Consider the following 19,200-nt stretch of genomic DNA (forward strand, 5'->3'; position numbering starts at 1 on the left):
TGCCGCCCAGTTGGTGTCACTCCAGTGCCCGAAGGCCGCACGCCTCGAACGCCTGTCTAGTGCCGGCCGCCTTCGCCTTCGAGTCCCCGCACTTGCGGTATGCATATGCCTAACTACAGTGAGTAGTGAAATTTGGGGTGGTTCAGTGCGGTTTTGCCGCGATGGACCACCCATTCTGTGCGACTGGAGGAGCACCCAGATGCAGCCCCACCCTGAGGACTTGCGTGCGGAGGCAACCTACCGCGACGACGGTCACGTCAAGCTTGAGGGCATGTCCCTCACCTGGCAGATCGGCCAGAACGCCCCTGACCAGGGACTCACGCAGCCGCCCGACTGGAACAACGGCCAGCCGGACTACCCGCACCACTACGAGGTGTGGTTGGACGGGCGGCTGGCACAGACGGTGGACCTGTACTGGGCGACCTGGTATCCGCACTGGCAGGCGGCGAACCGGCACTGGGTGTGCCTGGGTGAGGCTCCGGCCCGCGAGTACCGGGTGAAGATCCGGGCCCGGCACATGGACGGCTCGTGGGGGCCGTTCACGGACGAGCTCACCGTCGACACGTCCACGTCCAAGCCCTACAACCTGCACATCCCCGCGCGCACCGAGGAACGTCAGGAGGGCGGCCGGGAGCGGCACGGGAGTCTGGAGTTCCCGGTCAGCAGGGCGATCCGGGCGATCCGCGACGAGGACGATTCGCCGATCTGCCAGAAAGCGCGCGAGCTGAACACCTCGACCACCTGGCAGCAAGTGGTGCCTCCCGGCACGGTCGGCAATCCGCCGTGGAACGAGGCCCGCGGGTATTTGGAGTACCGGAAGTTCTTCCGGGGCACCGACGTGGCGTCGGCTGCGAATCCCGCCTTCCAGGGCCTGGACCTGCCCGGCGGGGACGGCCTGGGTGACTGGCCGACCAGCACGCTGGAGGCCCTCGACGGCCGGCACACCTTCACCTACAACTACAGGCAGAACCACATGGGCCCGAAGTGGACACACCAGTGGTTCATCACCTCAGCGGGCTGGGACCCGGCGCAGGGCATCTCCTGGGACGCGCTGGAGCCGACTCCCTTCATGGTCGAGTACCACGGCGGCGGCACGCACGCCGACCAGGAGCTTCAGTACACGACCGAGGCACTGGCGTCCCGACGGGGACGGCATGCCATCGTCAACATCTGGGGTGGCGGCGACGCCGGACACGACTACGTGGGCGAGTTCTTCGTCAGCGTCTCCGACGTCGAGTTCCACTAGACCCCTCGGCCCCCGCCCGACGCCGGCCGGCGTTCGCGGGCGTACGCCGGCCGGGAGTCAACTTCCCGTTCCGCGCGCTCGCCCGAACGGTCGGCGTCCGCCATAGCCCGGGAATGCCCCGTTGAGCAGGCCGTACCCGCAACTCGCGCGGCACGCTCAAGCGCCTGGGCTCATGTCCCTCCGAGGCTGTCCTACGGCCACACCCGGCCGCCGCGCTTCGGCAACGCAAGCCGTTGGCGTCGGGCGAGTCGGGAGCCGCCCCGTCCCGTCCGAGAGGTGAGCCATGAGTACACGCAAGTCCGTCACCCCCTCCGCATCCGCACAGTCACTCCACCACGCCATGTCCGGCCTCGGCGGCCCGCTGAGCTCCGGCGAAGGGACCGCGCCCGACTTCGCCGCCGCACCGCGCGCGGCGGCCGGCGAGGAGCCGTCGGTACTGATCCTCGGCGCGGGGGTCGGTGGCCTAACCGCCGCCTACGAACTGGGCAAGCTCGGTTACCGGTGCACGGTCCTGGAGCCCCAGCCCCGCACCGGCGGCCGCAACCGCACCGCCCGCAAGGGGGACAAGCTGTACGAACTCGACGGCGAGGGCAACAGCCCGGTGCTGACCCACACCTGCGCGTTCGACAAGGACCTGTACCTCAACCTCGGCCCCGGACGCATCCCCTACCACCACCGCCGAGTCCTCCGATACTGCACCGACCTGGGGGTGACGCTGGAGCCGTACATCATGGAATCCACGGCGAACGTCCTGCACCGCGCGGGACACACCCCGCCCGGCCAGCCCTGGCGCAACCGGCGGATCGCCAACGACACCCGCGGCCACCTCGCCGCGCTCCTGTCCGCCACCCTGACCGAGAGGGACGAGTTCACCGGGCTGCTGCGGGACCTGCTGCGCAAGTTCGGCGACCTGGACGAGGAAAACGAGTACCACGGCTCCACCCGCTCCGGCTACGACGAGCCGCTCGACGTCCACGAATTCCCGCAGCCCGCGCCCCCGCTGCCCCTCGCCGAACTGGTTCAGTCGGAGTTCTGGAAGCAGAGGTTCTACCAGCCGGTGGACTACCTGTGGCAGGCCACGATGTTCCAGCCGGTCGGCGGCATGGACAAGATCGTCCACGCCCTCACCGAGCGGATCACCTCCGAGTACGACGTGAGCGTCGAACTCAAGGCCGAGGTCACCTCGATCGACCTGACGGGCGACGCAGTCAGCGTCACCTACTGCTCAGGCGGACAGGAACTGACGACGACGGCGGACTACTGCGTGAGCAACATCCCGCTGCCGGTGCTCAAGCAGCTCACGCTGACCGGCTTCTCCACAGAGTTCCGGAACGCCGTGGAAGGGGTGGGCTTCGCGCCTACGTGCAAGGTCGGCTGGCAGGCCAACCGGCGGTTCTGGGAGGACGACGACAACCAGATCTACGGCGGCATCAGCTGGACCGACCACCCCATCACCCAGTTCTGGTACCCGTCCAACGACTACTTCTCCAAGACGGGCACCCTCACCGGGGCGTACAACTTCGGCGAACACGCTGAGGACATGGGCAAGCGCACGCCGGCCGACCGGCTGCGCCTGGCCCGCGACGGAGCGGCACAGCTGCACCGGGAGTTCCTGGAGAAGGCCACCGTGCCCCAGGACCTGGGGGTGACCATCGCCTGGCACAAGGTGCCCCACCAACTCGGTGGCTGGGCCGACTGGGACCCGGCCGACCCCGACCACCAGGTCGCCTACAAGCAGCTCCTCCAGCCCGAGGGCGACGGCCGCTTCTACGTCGTTGGCGACCAGGCATCCCCGCTGCCCGGCTGGCAGGAGGGAGCCATGATGTCGGCGCAGTACGTCGTCGCCCAGATCCTCGGCCTCCTCCCGCGCACCGCCCCTCAGACCGTCCAGGTCCCCGACGCCGCCTTCCTCACCCAGGGACTCTGACCACGACACGGCGCCCCGGGCCCGGAGCCACAGCGGATCCGGGCCCAGGGCGCGTTCAGACATGGGCAAGAAACCAGGACAAGAACGATCAGGGCTCGGCGGTGACAGTCATGACGTGAGGAGATCAGGAATGGGCACCGGGCACTCCGGGAGCCGGCGGTGCACCGCCTCGCGATCTTCCTCTGCCCTCTGACGGGCCGGGCCGTTCAAAAGGCACGCCGTAGCGGCCGATGCCCGCGACGCCGGATCCCGAAAGGTCCGACGGTGGATTTCGTACGAAATCACCGGAGGCAGCAGAAGCAGCGTCGAGTTCGGGCTGTGCTGCTGGCGGGGAGTTCGTCATGGGGCGCGATGCCTGCGTCGGCCGAGGAGACGTCGCCATTGCGTGGGGTGGTCAGCCGGGAGATGTTCGCCAGCATCCTGCCCGGGCAAGGGCAACACCTACGACGCGATAACGTCCGCCGCCGCGGCGTTCCCCGAGATCGCCGGCACTGGCGCGAACAGCGACTCCCGACGGGGAGTCGGAGCCCGAAGCAATCCAGAGGTCACCGGGTTCACGGTCTCGCGTGTTCGAAGTTCGATAGCTCCGGTGCACGAAGTGCCGCGCCAGCACTACCCAGGTGAGACAGGATGAGCGGGGATGGACGCTGGCCCGCCTCGATCTCATGGCCGATCGCCACCGGTGTTCACCTCGGGTCACCGACCTCGGCGGCTCCACGTATGAGATCCAGGACTGCACCTGCGTTGAGTTCTGCAACGAGGACCCGAAGACGGCTTGCACTCCCTCTGGCCGGCGCCACATTCACCCTGCCGGCCAGGGAACAGGCTTCGGTCCGTGTCCCGTCCACCCGGACGCACCCGGTGACGTTTGTTGGGTGGCCGCCAACCCGTACACGAGGCCCCACCTTTGAGGGACTCGCTGCTCGGAGGGGCTGGTTGTCTCAGGAGCGGGGCTCTAGCAGTTCCAGGGCGCCGGTTTCGGTGTCGTAGCTGCGCAAGGTTGTGAGCCGGACCGACACCGGCGGCGCCGGCAGCAGCTCGGGGATTCGCCGGTCGGCGAAGGCACCGGCCCGCCGGGTCCGGCCGAGGGTGATGTGCGGGCTCCAGCGTCCGGGTTCGTGCAAGGGGTTGAGGGTGGCGGGCGGACTGTCCGAGGCGACCGCCTCCCACACCCGGCGGTGCAAACTCGCCAGCGCGGAGTCGAGGTCCAACGCCCAGCCCAGCACCGTGGTGGGCCGTTCGAAGCGGACTACACCGGTAAACCGAACGGGTAGCGGCAGAGCGGCAGCCACCTCGGCGAGCTCCCAGCGAATCGGGGCAGTCAACTCTTCGCATGCGGCCAAGGTGAGGTGGGGACTATTTGTCGGCGATTGGTGGCGCGCCTGAGAGGGTAGCCCCGCGTCCGCTAGCCGCCGCCAAGCCTCCCGGACAACCAGGTCCGCCGCCTCATCCAGCAAAACCTCGACCGTGCGCACCTCCGCAGCCTATCGGCGATCCCCTTGCGGTCCCGTCGCTGACCCGCCCCCCGACCGGCGGCTCGACGAGTAGTCAGAGCGTTGCCGGTAGCCGCAGACACGACAAGACGGCCAGCGACGGCACCTCGTTTGCACGCGTGCCTCGTCTGTGCAGGTCGTTGTGGCTGCACTGAGATCCGTCCTGTCGATGCTGTGCCCGTACCAAATACATGCTCGCGATCTCCACGACTCAGTGGAGCTGCAGGACGTCCTCCGCGGGGGGCTACACCTTGCGCGACTGCGACGAGACGATGTCCATCGACCCGGACGACATGCCGGTCGGTAATGGCAACCACCTCGTCAACAGTGACGCAGCCCTGTGGAAGACCATCGGCACGGCCATCAAGAAGAACGGCGGTTACGACACCGACCTGCTCTCCGCGACCGTCCGCCTCCAGCGTGCCTCACGCATCCAGAACGCGAACGCGTCCCCGGAGCCCGTCGCCAAGGGCAAGCCGATCACCGTCACCGGCACCGTGCAGCACGCCAACTGGAGTCAGCACCGCTACGGGGCCGGTGCGGCTCGGCGCCACCGCTCGAGGAGTTGCGTCGCAGACTGCGAAAGGCCCAGGCTCAACGGTCGGTGAGCAGCCCGGCGTCGTGTGCGAGGACGGCGGCCTGTACTCGGTTGGCGCAGCCGGTGCGGGTGAGGATCCGGCTGATGTGCGCCTTGACCGTGCCGGCGCTCAGATACAGCTGATCGGCGATCTCCGCGTTGGACAGGCCCGTGCCGAGCAGCCGCAGGACATCCCGTTCGGCCGGGGTCAGCTCTTCGGTCCTGCGCAGAGCGGCCTCGGTGTCCCGGCCGGACCGTACGTGCCGTTCCAGCAGCTGCCGGGTGATCCTGGGTGCCAGGACCGGTTCGCCCCTCGCGGCGAGTTGCACGGCGCGGATCAGCTCGGCCGGTCCGGTGTCCTTGAGAAGGAAACCGCTCGCCCCGGCCCGCAGGGCGCGCGTCACGCTCGCTTCCTCGCCGAATGCCGTCAGCATCACGACACAGGTGCGGGGCGAGAGACGGGCGATGTCCTCGGCGGCCGCGATTCCGTCCCGGGTCGGCATCTGGATGTCGAGGAGGGCGACGTCGACGTCCTGGGCGCGGCATGCCGCGGCGGCTTCCCGACCGTCGCCCGCCTCGGCGACCACCTTGATGTCCTCGGCGTTCTCCAGGATCAGCCGGATTCCCGCACGCATCAGTGCCTCGTCGTCGGCGATCAGGACTCGGATCATCAGCTCATCTTAGGGCTGCCGTCGTCAGCAGTGCGATGAGGAAGCCCACCGTCGGCAGGACCACGAGCAGCGCCACGCAGCCCGATCCCAGGACTCGCGGCCAGGTCAGGATCTCGTCCGACAGCGGCGCACGGGCCCCTTCCTGTCCGATGCCACCGGAGGGAAGGCGGGCCGTGTCCGGAGGGGTTTCAGTAAAGGCCCCCTCAAGCATGGCGAATTCAAGGGGCTTCCCGTGGGTGGGCAGCCAAGCCGCCATGCGGAAACCGCCGTTCGTCAAGGCGCCCGCTTCGAATGTGCCGCCGAGCAACGAGATCCGTTCCTGACAGCCGGCCAGCCCGCTGCGGCTTCCCCCCTGGGAGCGGTCTGCCGCGCGCGGTGGCTCGTTGGTGACGGACACCGCGATCCCCTTGTCCGTGCCTTTTACCTCCACCTTGGCGGGCGCGCCGGATGCGTGTTTCAGCACGTTCGTCAGCCCTTCGCGGACCACCCGGTGGATCGCCTGACGCGTACGGAGGTCCACCTCGGCCATGTCGGGAACGGACCAGTCCAGCTCGACGGTGCTGCCTGTCTGCCGGGATTCCGTCACCAGAGCGGTGATGTCCTCACGCGTTCCCCTCTCGTCCCCGGTCCTGTCCGTCAGGTCCGTGATGTCCACGTGCCGCAGAACCCCGAGGATTTCTCGCAGTTCCCCCATGGCCGTACCGGCGGTCGTGCGCAGCAGCTCGGCCTGTCCGACGAGGGCGGGTGCCTGCCGCGCGGCGGCGAGTTCAAGCGCCCCGGCGTGCACCGAGATCAGGCTCAGCCGGTGGCCCAGGAGATCGTGCATCTCTCCTGCGATCCGGGTCCGCTCCTCCGTTCGGGCCGCCGCGGTGGTCAGCGTGCGGGTCTGTTCCAGATAGGCGTTGCGTTCCCGCAGCAGGCTGACCAGGGGCCGCCGCCGACCCAGCAGTGTCCCGGCCAGGGTGGGGAGCAGCAGAAGCAGCACCGCGGAGACCGCGTTGCCCGCCAGTTCCAACGGCAAGGCATCGGACCGGACCAGGGCACGGGCGACGGTCAGTGCACCGACGGTGGCGCAGGCCACCCCGACGGCCTGCCACGCACGCCGCTGCGGTGCGATACGACGGGTGGCGGACAGCACGACCAGCGGCACCACTGCCAGCGTCCACACGTTGTGACCCACGAGCAGCAAAGAGACGCAGAGGGCCGCGGCGAGGGGCCGGACGCGCCGAGCGGGGACGATCAGCGCCGCCCACACCCCCTCCAGCACCGCCGACGCCCGCCGTTCCGGGGGCGCCAGCAGCAGCGGTAGCAGGCAGAAGGCTGCCGCCAGGGCACAGACCATCGCCTCGACGACGACTGTACGGCGCTCAGCGGCCCGCATCGCGGCCCAGCTCACGACTGCCTCGCGGCGCACCCACCGAGGCACACCGGTCAGCGTGCGTCCCAGCCGTACGGACGGGCCCGGCGGCTGTGTGTCTTCGGGCACCTGACTCATGATCACCCCTGCCCCGCCACCGTGGATCTGCGGGAGGAACGGTAGCTGCTGCGGCGGCGGTCTCCGCACGGCGGGCCCCCGGGTGTCATGCGCCCAGCCGGAGGCTCAGCTCTGCCCGCAACGCGGCCACGTCCACCTGGCCGGCAGCCAGCAGCCGTCCGACCGCGCCACCAGCCCCGGCGTCCGCATCCGTCGCCGACTCGTCGAGCAGCGCGGACAGCAGGTGGACCGTACCGACCGTGGGCGAACCGTGCTCGGCGGCGGACAGCCGCGTGACCGCCACGGTCCGGTCGGCGGCAGCGGACAGCCGCGCACCGTCGCCGTCGCGAGCAGCGGCAGACGGGATCGCCGAAGCCGAAGAGACCAGGGAAACCTGCCGTACGCCGTGCCGGCGCAGCAGAGCCGGAGCAGCGTTGGCGTCCGACAGACTCCCGGTAAGCGAGTGCCCGGCAACGGACAGTGCCCGGTCCAGGGCCAGTATCCCCAGCAGGAGATCCACCGGCTCAGCCGCCGCGCGCCCGCACCGTACTGCTTGCCGCACGGCCTCGACGGACACCGCGAACAGAACCGGTGAGCCGTTCACGGCGGCCCCGGAGGTCCACGAAGTCAGCGAGCGTGTCAGGCGGTTACCGCTCTTGCCCAGCGTTCCGGCCCGGCGAAGAAGGGTGACGCCGCGGGATTCCGGTCCCTCGGTCTGCGCCGGGGCGCTCGCGTCCAGTTGGTCGAGCGCGGTTGCCATGGCGGCGGGATCCAGCCTCTGCAGCAGCAGGGCTTCCCGTGCCCTGCTGTCCGGCAGGTCAGCAGGGCACGGGCCACATGCCGGCAGCGCACCGCTGTCGTCCCCTCGGCGCGGGCCGACCTGAGCGCGAGCAGCAGACACGCGCGCATCGCCCCGGTCATCCCGGGCAGCACCGGGCCGCTCTTCGAAGCCGATCCGCGCGAACCGAGGCCGACGCGCCACCGTGCTTCGCGCCAAGCCGCATCGATCTCCACCCCATCGGCGTCCGCGCCGGCCGCGACCGGCGCACTGTGCACCTCGTCGTCGCTCACCCAACCGCGGCCCGCGCGGCCGGAGATCACGCCGCTGAGGGCACCTGCCTTCCGCATCCCCGGGGCGATCGCCGCACCGGCGTCCGTGTCTCCCATCACGAGCGCGCCCAGCAGGGTGTCCGTCCCCACGGCCGGCAACTCGCGCCTGACCGCACGGCGCAGTGTCTCCACGAGCAGGTCCATGACGTCCGGCTCGAACTCTGTGGTCGCTCCGATCACGGCCGTGGCGTCGGTGTGTGCTCCGGTCGTCCCTCGCTGATCCATCGAACATTCCCCTCGAAGCGCGGTGGCTTGGTCTGAACGACGCTAGACGCACCCCCCGCGACACCGCGTCGGCCGACCGGCCACACTCCCGGTCCGATCGGCAAGCCGGCTACGGAACATCAGCGACCTGGCGCACCCCGTCGTACGACGACCGGACAGCGGACGGATGTCACGTGGAGCGGCCAGTTGGAATCTCGGTCGGCCAGGTCAGGGTTGCCCCCAGGACTACTTCCACCGCATGTGGTCCACGGCCTTCCGCGCTGCCGACCTCGCAGCCCCTGCCGAGCCCGACGAAGGTGAGTACGGCGAACCGGCCACGGCCAACGATGAGGAATCGTGCGCATGAAGCCGTCGTCCCCGAACCCCGCACGGCCGCAGCCTTGGCAACTCGCCGCCGGAAGACGGACATCGCCGTTCAACGCGTCCACGACGCCCTTGCTCGGCTCCGCCGTGAAAAGCCCGCATCAGCGTGGCCGCCATTGCTCGCAGCGCGGATGTCTCCCGCACCTTCCTCTACGACAACCCCGAGGCCAGAAACGCGATCTCTGCGGCGATGGCCCAAGCCGACGAACACCGACCATGAAGGCCCGACCATGACCCCGACCATGGGCTTCCCGAGCCGGTGACAGGTTCTTGGGTCCGGCACACGTTCCACGGCCGAGGACCGCGTCGCACCCGCCAGTCACGCCGCCCTGGAGTCCGTGACGGCGGTGCGCAGACGGAACCCACCCGGGCCGCACTTGCCGCCTGCGCAGTGCGACACCCGGACCTGCGCACCGCAAGGATCGGAAGCTTCCGGGCGGACTGCGCAGCCGAACCGCGCATGGCGACTGTGCAGCCGCACCGCGCATGGCGACTGTGCAGAACCCTCGGACCGGTTGCGCAGCCCGATTGCGCAACGCTCGTCCAGGGCTTCGCAATCAAACCTCGGGTACGACTGCGTGCCGCGTTGAAGGCGCGTGGTCGGCCCGACCACGACAGTAGACGGCAGCTGCGCGAACTGGCCCAGTCCGGAGCCAAGGACCCCCTGGCCCAGGGCGAGGTGACCGCACGCTGGGCGTGCGAGATCATGGGTCCCGCTCGCCGGGGCGGTCCTGTCGACGGTGCTCTGCTGGCCGTCGGCTGAGGCGGCACCCGGCTTTTCCCGCCGACCTGCGCAACGGCTTGAGGCGATCGACCCGCGCGGCCGTACGAGAAGCTGGCACCCTTCAGCGCGGGCGGAGGCGTCCGGCGGCCGGGCTCCGGCCGCCACCGCCACCGCCGGTGTTCCCACCTGATCCAGGAGTGCATGTGTCCTACGACGAGCCGCTGCGTCTGCCCGCGGCCGCGATACCCGACGGCTGCCGGGACTGGACGGCCGGTCCGGCGGCCGACTGGTCGGCGGCACTGGCGCCGCGCTGGACCCTCCCGGCCGTGCGCAGGTCCGTCGCCGCCGCGGCGACCACCTTCGCGCTCTGCGCGGGCGCCTGGGCCGTGATGCTCGGCGGAGTGTGGCCGCTCGTCGCGGCCGGGTTCGCCGTGTACACCCTGTGGGTGCTCGCGCGGCCCGAGCTCGTCTGGGCGGGGGCGCCCGCGCTGCTCGTCGGGCTCGCCGTGGAGGCCCCCTCACTGCCCTGGGCCGTGACCCTGGCCGGAGCACTGGTCGTCCTCGTGTCCTGGACCGCCGTCGCCGTGCGCCTGCGGGCCAGGAGCACTCAGCTCGAACGGGCGCTGGCGGCCGCGGCCGACGGCACGGCACGCGTCCCGGACGCCGACGCACCGGTGCGCCGCGGCCGGTTCCTGCGCCCGCTCGGCCTCGTCGTGCTCGGCCTCGCCGTCGTCACCGGCGCCACCGCGGACATGTGGGGGACGGCCGAGGACCGCGGCGGCTCCCGGATCGTGGCCTGCTACCTGGCCGGCCTCGCCGCCACCGCGCTGGCCTCCGCCTGGCTGGGCCGCCACCGCGCCGTCGCGCTGCGCCGGGACCCCGCGCCCGTTCTGCGGGTCCTCGTGCGCGACGACGCGCAGGGCACCACGGAGGTGTACGCGGCAGACGACCTCGCGGCGGGGCGCCCCCTGTTCACGGTGGAACTGACGTCGTACGACGGCGACACCGAGGCGGCCGACGACGAACCGGACGAGCCGGACGAGGCCGACGAGGAACTGGAGCGGCTGTTCGACGCGGTGGACGACGACACCCCGGGCCCGGTCCGTGAGGCCGTCCTCTACGGAGCTCCCTTCGACGGAGCCGAGGTCGTGGTCGTGAGCGCCGACGAGGATCCGACCCAGCCCCCGCTCACAGAGTGGTCGGCGGGGCCGGTCCGCCCGCTCACCCCGGGCGCGGGCCTGCGGCGCATCACCCGGCAGAAGGCCCGCGAGGCCCGCGGACGCCGTCTGGAGCAGCAGGTCAGGGAGCGCCACGCGGGGCGGCCCGCCGTACCGGTGCGCCGCTGGCAGGCGGGCTGGCTCGACTGGCTCGCGGCGGCGCTGCTGGTGCAATGGGGCGGCTGGCTCTGCGGGGCTTGGTTCACCGACTGGGGCCCGTCCCCGTGGGAGTTGACCCTCGCCGCCGCGATCGGCCTCTACGGCGCCGTGCGCCTCCCCCAGAAGCTCGCCTGGCGCATCACGGCCGACAGCACGGGCCTGTGGATCACCGGGCTGCGCGGTCCCCGGCACATCCCGTGGGACGACTTCCGCTCCGTGCGCCGTCAGTCCTTCGAACTGAAGCTGCGCTGGCGGGACGACAACTGGTCGGTCAGGGCGCCGAAGTGGACGTGGCTGGAGCGGCGGCGCGGCCTGACGCATCCCTACGACACGCTGGCGGCCGAGCTCACGGTCATGCGCGACGACCCCCGGCTCAGACCGACGGGGGAGAGCAGCGGGGCCGAGCGCGGGCGGCCGCTCTGGCCCGCGGCCCTGGCGCTGGCCGTGCTGTGGGTCGCGACGCTGGCCCTACTGGCCTGAGGCACGGGCCACTGTCCCAGGCGCCGGCGTGTCTGTCGGGTGCCGGTATGGACGCATGCAGCCCGGGGCCGGTTCAGGTCCGACCGTGTGGGGGGGTGTCGCAGTCGAGTCACACCGCTGCCGGGTGCGGCAACTGGGCAGTCGGCGTGCTGCTCGGGGCGCCGAGATGCTCGCGCGCGGCGTCGAGCAGGACGGCTAGGTGCTGGCCGCGGATCCGGCCGTGGCGGTACGCGGTGCCTGGCCGATCGCGGCGTGGAGCTGCTGGCGGTAGGCGCTGGGCTGGACCTGGGCGAGCCGTCCGCGCCGCAGGTCGACTTGGCTGGCGGTGCCGTAGAGGTTGCTGCGCAAGCCGGCCGGGATCCGCTCGTAGGCCTCGTCGTCCAAGTCGGGCAGCGGGACCCAGGCCTCTTCGGCCTCGATGACGACCCGGGCGGCGATGTCCCGGTCCGTGTGGGACGGGCCGCGTCCGAGGGTGCGCCGCCAATGCACGGCCGTCCAGCGGACAGTCTCCGTCTTGCGGTGGTGGACCGGGGCGATGGCGCCGACGTCGGCGCCATTGGCGAGTACGCGCTAGCCGCCCAGGCAATGCGGGTCGGGCTCCAGCCGCCAGAGACGCGTGTGCACCGAGCCCAGGTCGACCGGACCTGCCGTCCGCCGCGCCGGGGGTGGCGCGCGACGGGCCGGCAGCGCTGTCGGTGGTGTGCGCTTGGATGACGTCATGACTGTTCATGACGTGGCGGCCTCGCTGCCTGACCTGCCCGAGTTGCACGACCTGTGCCTCTCGATTGCCGTAGCGGAGGCCGTGCTCAATCACGGCGGCGCCTATCGGTACTACACCTTCGGCGCGCAGGGACGGGACGGCGAGAAGTGGTTCTCGATGCGCAACGGCGGCGGCGACGAGTACGACGTGGTCTTCTCGGCGGCCGGTGCGTACATCCGGGGCTTCGACCATGAGTCGGCGATGAGCCCGTACGCGGACGACGAGGTGTGGCCCGGCGTCCTGGACACGGTGCCCGAGGTGTTCCGCTCCGCCGTCGAGGAACCGGCCTTCCAGGACGAGGACATGCCCATGGTCACCTGCTGTCTGTGGCGCGAGAAGGAGGACGACCGGTGGCGCACGGGCCGGATCGACTTCCCCGAGGGGGAGAGGGACCCCGACGGCTCCGGATGGATGTTCGCGATGCTCACCGAGCGCACACCGCAGGCGTTCCGATCATGGGCGAAGGACTACTACGAACGGCCCGTGGACCTCGACGCGGTGCGGGACATCTACGAGCAGCGCCCGCTGGACGAGGACATCGTCAGACGCCTGAACCCGAAGATCTCCCTCGCCGACGTCCGTGACGAGATCCGCGCGGCGGGATACCCGGTCCGCTCGTCGTGACCCCGACAGGTGTCAACGGCGATCGTCAGTTTTAGACCGACAGCGGGGAGCAGTCCTTCGACCGGGCCTCGACCGGCGGCAGGGAGGGAACATCCCCGCGGGCACGGGGGTGGTCTCCGCCATTGTGTTGTGGCGCTGGACCTGTGGGTCGGGTGTCGTTGTCGCAGCACGGCGGCGGGTCCAGGATGCCGGCTTCGGACGGCACGCGATCCTCCTCAACACCGGCGAACGGGCTGCCTGCCAGCCTGCTGGATCACGAGGGCCGGACAAGGACCGTTGCGGTGACATCCCTCGACTGCACCCGATCACGCGGGCAGGCTTGGGGCACTACGGCCGTGTCCGTTGGGGCCTGGCTGAGGATGCGAGTTGTTCCTGGACCAGGGCATGCCGGAATTCGTATGCGGCGCCGGCCTGTCGCAAAACCCCTCGCTGGTGGGCCTCGTCGAGGAACGCCATCAGGCGCCAGGGAAGCCGCCCGGTACCGCACAACCACAGCCTCGCGACGAGGAACCAGCCCCAAGCGCTGAGGAAGACGGCGAACGGGCCGGCGAGGATCCACGCGATGAACGTGATCGCGAGGTACTGGGCCTGATCAACCCGATCGGTGAGCGCGCCGGAGGACACGATCGCGGTGCCGATGCCGAACGCGGTCAGCGTGACGCCACGGGTGATGACCGTGGCCCGGTCGGTCCTCAGTCCGGCCCGGGGGCTGACCGCTCGTGCGGTGTCGGCCGGGGAGACAAGCCCTGCATGAAAGCCGGAGGCAAGACCGCTGACCAGGCCGAGCGTGAGGCCGACGGTCAGCGCCAGGGTGAAGGTGCTGCCGAAGAGCGCACCTGGCGGAGCGGCGAACAGCCAGTTCAGCGCGTGGTCGGGCGGTACGGTCTGGACGTCGGAGTCCTCCACGTAGGCGCCGTTGGGCAATCTGTCTGTGAGATTGGTGCCGGGCGTGCGCAGGTGAAGCTCGATGTGGCCGTGGATGGGCGTGCAGCGCCCGCCCAATGAGCAGTCCCACTGGGCGGCCTGCTCGGGCGATTCGGCGGTAAAGACGTACCGGCTGCCGTCGGAGTATTCCTCGACCACGACGTCGACCGGTTTGGGGGTGCGCAGGTATCTGTCGCCGTCGGGGCGTAGGCCGTGGCCCCATCCGTCCCCAGTGACCACGTAGCGGGTACCGTCCGCCAGGCGGTGCACCGTCCCAGGGGGGAAGTCTTCGCGTGCGGCGGCGCGGATGCTCAGGGTGGTGGCGTCGGCGAGGCCGAAGGAGAGCCCCAGGCACAGCCCGGCCAGCAGGCCGACGGTGAGTCCCCGCAGCAGCGGGCGCCGAAACCGCCCGCGGGAGGTTCCGCTGGATCCTGTGGGCGCTGTCCCGCCCGCGCCGCTCGGAGCGGTGCGCAAGCCGAGGGCGACCAGACCTCCGATCGTCACGGCCGTCACAGCACCGACCCAGACAGGGGCGAGCAAGAACAGCGGGAAGATGAAGGCGCCTGCCGTGGCGAGCAGCACGATCACTGCGGAGGTGACGCGGCGGCGGCGGCCCAACGACGCGTAGGACGGCAGCGGTTCGCCGACGACCCCCAGCACGGCGAGGGCGGTCGCCGTGGCCACGCCGCACGCCACGGCCAGCGCCACCGAACCGAGCCATCCAGCACTCTCGGCCGGCGACGGGAGCAACTGGAACCACGTCAGACCGGTGCTGGTGGTGCAGCCGACGGCCACCCCGACGGGCACTGCGGCGACAGCGACCAGGACAGCCTCGCGCGGCACTCTTCGCCAGTCCGGAGCACGGACCGCGCCGGGGCCTCCACGCGACAGCACCAGATATCCGAGCCCCACCCCGGCGACGAAGGACGCCGTGACGACCATCGGGAGCGGGCCAAGCGACGCAAGCCGCACGGTAGTGAGCGCCACGCCCGTGCACCCCAGCAGCAGAATCGGTCCGAGTCTGCGCAGAACCCAGGGCAGATCCAGGCGCAACTGCCACCAGGCCAGCCGCCGGGTGGTCAGCCGCTGCATGTGCGCCGCGAGGTATCCGAGCCAGTCGCGAGCCCGCTCGGCGTACGGGCTGTTCGCGAACGCGGCGGGCACGAACGCCTCCAGCAGGTGCTCCTCCAGCACGGCCGGGTCGGCGAACCGGTCTTCGAGGAGTTCGGCCGGGTTCCTGCCGGTGTCGCCGTAGGCGGCCCGAGCCATAGCCACCATCAACGGTGTGCCGAGCGCCTTGCGCAGCGTCTGTGCCACCGGCGTGTCCGGGTGAGCGCGCAAGTATGCCAGCACGGGGTCCCAGCGGGTGGCCCGCTGCCCGCCCGCCCCGCGCACCGGCCGGGCGGTACGCAGCAGGTAGTCGCCGGCGGTCACGAAGCTCAGCGGACGCAGCTCGATCACCGCAGCCGCGGTAAAGACGTCCGCTGTCTCCACCGCCTTCGTGTACGCCTCCGTGCGGCAGGTCAGCAACACCCGCTCTCCGGGGTCGAGTTCGGCATTGAGTCGGCGCAGGGCGGCACCCCACGACGACTCGGGCATCTCGTCCAGCCCGTCCAGGACGGGCAGCACGAGACCGGCACCAAGCAGCTCCCGGGTCCACGGGGCGCCCGGGTAGGTGGCGGACAGGTGGGCGTTCATCCACTCCCGCAGTGGCTCACGATCAGGCTGCCAGCCCGACAGGGGGAAGATCACCGGTACCGGATCGCCGTCCGCACGCTGGGCGATCCGGTCCAGGGTGAAACGGACGGCGAGGACGGTCTTGCCGCTGCCCGGGTCTCCCAGGACCACGAGCCGCCGCGACGGCACGGCATCCACAGCGGCTGAGATGCCATCGAGGCGATTGTCCACATCCGCGGGCAGACGGTCGTCGCCGGGGTCGTCGGCGAGCCACGCCTCGGCCGGCGACCACCGCACTTGGAGCGGATGCGGATCCTGCAGCCGCCGCAGCCGCCACTCCCGGTGCCACTGCTCGTCCACCGCCACCGCCAGCCGGCCCGCCAGCTCCTCCAGCCGCTCCGGCGACGAAGCCCCGTCGGCGGGAGTTTCGCGCCACAGGTTCACGGCCAATCCGACGACGGACAGCCCGAAGCCAAGCACCGCCGTCAGCGACGACGTGTTGCCGAGGTCCCCGTTGGCCAGTGCCACGGCCAGCACGGCTCCCGTGACGGCCACCGCTCCCAGCCAAATGCCATGTCTCCACCACCGCATCGCACGGCCCCCGTCGCACCCGGCTACCTGCACGGAGAATAATCCAACGATCACTCTCTGTGTACGAGACGGGCTCAACCGGCAAGCCCCCGTCCGCTTCGCGCCACACGGTGAACCCGAAGACCCGCTGCCGTCACACGCACACCAGTTCAGACGTACCCGCTCGCTCCCGCGAAGCTGCACCCTCCCACGATGGGGACACAAGGCTCGTGGTCGGGCTCATGGTCGGGCCGACCATGAGCCCGACCACGGCCCCTGAGGCGGTCACCGTCCTGAGAGCAGCGGGAAGGGGGGAACAACCCCGAGCCTCCCAGGCCCGGACGGCAAGTCCTGCGACGGATCGGGGCGCGCATCGCTCCCCGGGAGAGATCGCAGCAACGCGGTTGCGCACGGCATGGGCGAGTGCGCAGCCAGTACGCTGACGCCGCCTTCCCACCCTGCGCAGTCGCCTGTATCCGCCTGCCGCGCAGGACTTCGGAATCATTGCGCAGCCACCTGCGCAATGAGTGCCACCCTTGCTGCGCAACCGCGACTGCGCATACGGTTCGAGCACATGGGGGTCGCGCCGGTTCTGGCTGCTGTGATTCGGCGTGCCCGCAGCTGGCTCGGAACGCGGGTTCCTTGCCGCAGCCGCACGGTCGCGGCTCTCGTAACGCAGTCCGGCGTTGAGGACCGCAGCTACGCCGGTCTGCCCTTATTCACGAGAACCGGCTCCGGTCCACTTCTTGTGGTCGTCTACGCAGCGTGGCTCGATTCACCGGCCCGACCCGATGCCGCACGAACCACCCTGGCCCGCTGCACGAGGGACATAGCAGCCCTCTCCCACTCGGGATACGCGAAAGCGAACCCGGCTGCGCGCAGCCGGCCCGGCACCACCCGACGGCTCTTGAGCAGCGGCTCCGTGTCCGAGCGCAGCGCGAATGCCCCAACTCGGCCATCCAGCACGTCATCGGCAGCCCACCGGGACGCCCCGGGCCGTGCGCAGCGCCCGCATGAAGTCGCGGTGCGGCAGGGGCCCGGGGCGAGGCGAGATTCACCGGCTCCTCAAGGTCGTCCCGGGCGATCAGGAACTCCACCGCTCGCACGAAGTCCTCGTCATGGATCCAGGAGACGTACTGCGCGCCGCCGGCCACCGGACCGCCCAGCCCGAGTCGAGCCAGCCGCGACAGTACGTCGAACACACCGACCCGATCCGGGCTCATGACCATCGCCGAGCGCAGCGCCACCTTGCGGGTTGCGGGAGTCGGCGCAGGCCGCGCCGGTCGGCCAGGTGGCCCGCGGGGATGCCAGCTGCGAGTCCGATCAGGGCGGCGGCGCCCGCCGTCCATCGTCGCCTGGCTGCCGAGTGCTTTCGAGCTCGCGAGCGCTGCCTCGCACGGCTTGATGGACGCCGTTGCCGATCAGGCGGCCTTGTGGCGGGCGCCGCCCTCGATGTGGATCGTCTCGCCGGAGACAAAGCCCGCACGCAGGAGCCACATCACCGTGTCGACGACGTCGCCGGCCTCGCCGTGGCGTCCGACGAAGGTCCCGTCCGCGCTCTTGCTCAGCAAGGCGGTCTTCTTGTCACCAAGGCGATCCCATGCGCCGGAGTCCACGACACCGGGCGAGACGGCATTGACCCGTACCGGCGCAAGATCCGCCGCCAGGTGGCGCGCGGCGTACTCGACCGCACCGTTCGTGACCCCCTTGACGAGTGATCCCGGCCCAGGGCGCCAGCCGACCACACCGGAGAACAGCACCATCGACCCGGTGGGCCGCAGGACCGGCGCGAAGTGCTTGGCCACCAGCATCGGGCCGACCACCTTCGCCGTGAACGCGGCCAGCAGCTTGTCGCGATCCAGCTCGGTCGCGCGAACGTCGTGCGGCGCCGAACCGGTCGTCACGATGTGGTCGATTCCGTCCTTCAGCCGTATTGCCGCGGCCTCGAGCGTCGACTCGTCCTGCAGATCGACCCGCACCGCTGTGGCGCCGATCTCGCGCGCCAGCGCGTCGGCCGCAGCCAGATCGCGGGCGCCGACAGCAACGTCGTACCCGTCCTTCGCCGCACGCCTCGCGACGGCCGCGCCGAGCGCCCGTGCACCACCGATGACCAGGATCCGTTCCATGTGTCTCGACTCCCTTTCGTAGGATCGAGCACCACGGTATGGATTTGATACCGGTATCTTCAACGAAACTGGGAGCAGCGATGGGCAAGGCCTACAACGTGATGGCAGCGACCTGCCCGAGCCGCACGGTGCTGCACCGCATCGGCGCCCGCTGGACCGTGTTCGTCGTCAACGCCCTCGACGACGGACCTCGCCGCTTCACCGAACTGAAGGGGCATATCCGGGGCATCACCCCGAAGGTCCTGACCGAAACCCTGCGCTCCTTGGAAGCCGACGGTCTGGTCAGCCGCCACGCGTACGACGAGAACCCGCCCCGTGTCGAGTACGCGCTGACACCGCTGGGCCGCTCTCTGCTCATCCCGCTCCGCGCTGTACGACTCTGGGCCGAAGAGCATGTCCCGGACATCGAGGCGGCCCGATCCCGCCAGCCGATTCTCTGACCCATGAGTCGACTGCCGACATGCACCCCGGTCACGGCTGGCGGCCAGGGTCTCGGCGAGTTCCTCACGGGCAGTCACCCGACACTCCAACACCCGTTCCGGATCGGCGAGTTCAGCCAGTACCCACTCGGCTTCCGTGCGAAGTTCCTCCGCCTATACCCGGGCAGTCGTCTCCCGCTCTTTCACCAGTTTCCAGGCGTTGCCGCTGGTCACCGAGGGTGCTAACGTCTGCGGCGCGCCTTCCCTTCTCTTGCTGACACTGGAGTAGATGGACGCAAACGGCCCCCGCCTCGGTAGGGGCCGTTTCTCTTTGCCGCCGAGCGCTCCTCCAGATCGACCCTGAAACTGACGAACTGCAGCCATGCCGGGCAGAACTGGCTTCGGAGGCAGGGGCGGCGATTCTGCGGCTTGGC

Annotated in this window: 14 protein-coding genes and 1 pseudogene; 7 read left to right on the forward strand and 8 right to left on the reverse strand. The window is 70.4% G+C overall.

Annotated features, from left to right (window positions below; all coding sequences use genetic code 11):
- The first annotated feature begins 199 nt into the window (after positions 1–199).
- Entirely contained in the window at positions 200–1,246 is a 1,047-nt protein-coding gene (locus ABZX90_RS09690) for a lytic polysaccharide monooxygenase auxiliary activity family 9 protein (protein ID WP_355203036.1), read from the forward strand.
- A 283-nt stretch (positions 1,247–1,529) separates the two neighbouring features.
- Positions 1,530–3,173 carry an FAD-dependent oxidoreductase gene (locus ABZX90_RS09695; RefSeq protein WP_355203039.1) on the forward strand — a complete coding sequence of 548 codons (1,644 nt, stop codon included), beginning with the start codon at positions 1,530–1,532 and terminating at the stop codon, positions 3,171–3,173.
- 941 nt (positions 3,174–4,114) lie between these two features.
- Here ABZX90_RS09695 and ABZX90_RS09700 read toward each other — a convergent pair.
- On the reverse strand, positions 4,115–4,648 hold the full coding sequence (locus tag ABZX90_RS09700; protein WP_355203042.1) for a 2'-5' RNA ligase family protein: 534 nt from the start codon (positions 4,646–4,648) through the stop codon (positions 4,115–4,117).
- Positions 4,649–4,857: 209 nt separating this feature from the next.
- Between ABZX90_RS09700 and ABZX90_RS09705 the strand changes: the two genes are divergently transcribed.
- Positions 4,858–5,274: a hypothetical protein gene (locus ABZX90_RS09705; protein ID WP_355203045.1), complete on the forward strand. Its 417-nt coding sequence runs from the start codon at positions 4,858–4,860 to the stop codon at positions 5,272–5,274.
- On the opposite strand, the gene ABZX90_RS09710 is transcribed toward ABZX90_RS09705, so the two are convergent.
- The 3 genes from ABZX90_RS09710 to ABZX90_RS09720 form a co-directional block, all read right to left on the reverse strand.
- The gene (locus tag ABZX90_RS09710; RefSeq protein WP_351135156.1) at positions 5,261–5,914 is read right to left on the reverse strand and encodes a response regulator transcription factor; all 654 of its coding nucleotides are present in this window, start codon (positions 5,912–5,914) and stop codon (positions 5,261–5,263) included. The two genes, ABZX90_RS09705 and ABZX90_RS09710, sit on opposite strands and share 14 nt — an antisense overlap.
- Before the next feature lie 4 nt (positions 5,915–5,918).
- Positions 5,919–7,400 carry a histidine kinase gene (locus tag ABZX90_RS09715; protein WP_355203049.1) on the reverse strand — a complete coding sequence of 494 codons (1,482 nt, stop codon included), beginning with the start codon at positions 7,398–7,400 and terminating at the stop codon, positions 5,919–5,921.
- Positions 7,401–8,027: 627 nt separating this feature from the next.
- Positions 8,028–8,723 (reverse strand): hypothetical protein, encoded by a 696-nt coding sequence (locus ABZX90_RS09720; protein WP_355203052.1) that lies wholly within the window; start codon positions 8,721–8,723, stop codon positions 8,028–8,030.
- Positions 8,724–9,672: 949 nt separating this feature from the next.
- Here ABZX90_RS09720 and ABZX90_RS09725 point away from each other — a divergent pair.
- Positions 9,673–9,849 (forward strand): hypothetical protein, encoded by a 177-nt coding sequence (locus tag ABZX90_RS09725; protein ID WP_355203055.1) that lies wholly within the window; start codon positions 9,673–9,675, stop codon positions 9,847–9,849.
- A 164-nt stretch (positions 9,850–10,013) separates the two neighbouring features.
- Entirely contained in the window at positions 10,014–11,666 is a 1,653-nt protein-coding gene (locus ABZX90_RS09730; RefSeq protein WP_355203058.1) for a hypothetical protein, read from the forward strand.
- A gap of 195 nt (positions 11,667–11,861) precedes the next feature.
- Here the strand turns inward: ABZX90_RS09730 and ABZX90_RS09735 are convergent, their stop codons facing one another.
- The gene (locus ABZX90_RS09735; protein WP_351135146.1) at positions 11,862–12,155 is read right to left on the reverse strand and encodes a hypothetical protein; all 294 of its coding nucleotides are present in this window, start codon (positions 12,153–12,155) and stop codon (positions 11,862–11,864) included.
- 229 nt (positions 12,156–12,384) lie between these two features.
- Here ABZX90_RS09735 and ABZX90_RS09740 point away from each other — a divergent pair, with 229 nt between their 5' ends.
- Entirely contained in the window at positions 12,385–13,050 is a 666-nt protein-coding gene (locus tag ABZX90_RS09740) for a hypothetical protein (RefSeq protein ID WP_351135144.1), read from the forward strand.
- Positions 13,051–13,377: 327 nt separating this feature from the next.
- On the opposite strand, the gene ABZX90_RS09745 is transcribed toward ABZX90_RS09740, so the two are convergent.
- From ABZX90_RS09745 to ABZX90_RS09755, 3 genes and pseudogenes are all read right to left on the reverse strand, one after another.
- Positions 13,378–16,206 carry an NACHT domain-containing protein gene (locus tag ABZX90_RS09745; RefSeq protein ID WP_355203062.1) on the reverse strand — a complete coding sequence of 943 codons (2,829 nt, stop codon included), beginning with the start codon at positions 16,204–16,206 and terminating at the stop codon, positions 13,378–13,380.
- 771 nt (positions 16,207–16,977) lie between these two features.
- Positions 16,978–17,486, reverse strand: a pseudogene (locus tag ABZX90_RS09750) (DUF1731 domain-containing protein); the annotation flags it as partial.
- 156 nt (positions 17,487–17,642) lie between these two features.
- Positions 17,643–18,347: an SDR family oxidoreductase gene (locus ABZX90_RS09755; RefSeq protein WP_351133591.1), complete on the reverse strand. Its 705-nt coding sequence runs from the start codon at positions 18,345–18,347 to the stop codon at positions 17,643–17,645.
- A gap of 80 nt (positions 18,348–18,427) precedes the next feature.
- Here ABZX90_RS09755 and ABZX90_RS09760 point away from each other — a divergent pair, with 80 nt between their 5' ends.
- Complete coding sequence (locus tag ABZX90_RS09760; RefSeq protein WP_351133589.1) at positions 18,428–18,787, forward strand: helix-turn-helix domain-containing protein; 360 nt, start codon at positions 18,428–18,430, stop codon at positions 18,785–18,787.
- Positions 18,788–19,200: the final 413 nt, after the last annotated feature.

This window comes from Streptomyces sp. NPDC002935, assembly GCF_040611295.1.
Classification (GTDB): domain Bacteria; phylum Actinomycetota; class Actinomycetes; order Streptomycetales; family Streptomycetaceae; genus Streptomyces.

Bases quoted from the DNA above. Each gene is read 5' to 3' on its own strand.
- ABZX90_RS09760 (WP_351133589.1), top strand. From the start codon at position 18,428: ATGGGCAAGGCCTACAACGTGATGGCAGCGACCTGCCCGAGCCGCACG.
- ABZX90_RS09695 (WP_355203039.1), top strand. From the start codon at position 1,530: ATGAGTACACGCAAGTCCGTCACCCCCTCCGCATCCGCACAGTCACTC.
- ABZX90_RS09740 (WP_351135144.1), top strand. From the start codon at position 12,385: ATGACTGTTCATGACGTGGCGGCCTCGCTGCCTGACCTGCCCGAGTTG.
- ABZX90_RS09755 (WP_351133591.1), bottom strand. From the start codon at position 18,347: ATGGAACGGATCCTGGTCATCGGTGGTGCACGGGCGCTCGGCGCGGCC.
- ABZX90_RS09705 (WP_355203045.1), top strand. From the start codon at position 4,858: ATGCTCGCGATCTCCACGACTCAGTGGAGCTGCAGGACGTCCTCCGCG.
- ABZX90_RS09720 (WP_355203052.1), bottom strand. From the start codon at position 8,723: ATGGATCAGCGAGGGACGACCGGAGCACACACCGACGCCACGGCCGTG.
- ABZX90_RS09710 (WP_351135156.1), bottom strand. From the start codon at position 5,914: ATGATCCGAGTCCTGATCGCCGACGACGAGGCACTGATGCGTGCGGGA.
- ABZX90_RS09690 (WP_355203036.1), top strand. From the start codon at position 200: ATGCAGCCCCACCCTGAGGACTTGCGTGCGGAGGCAACCTACCGCGAC.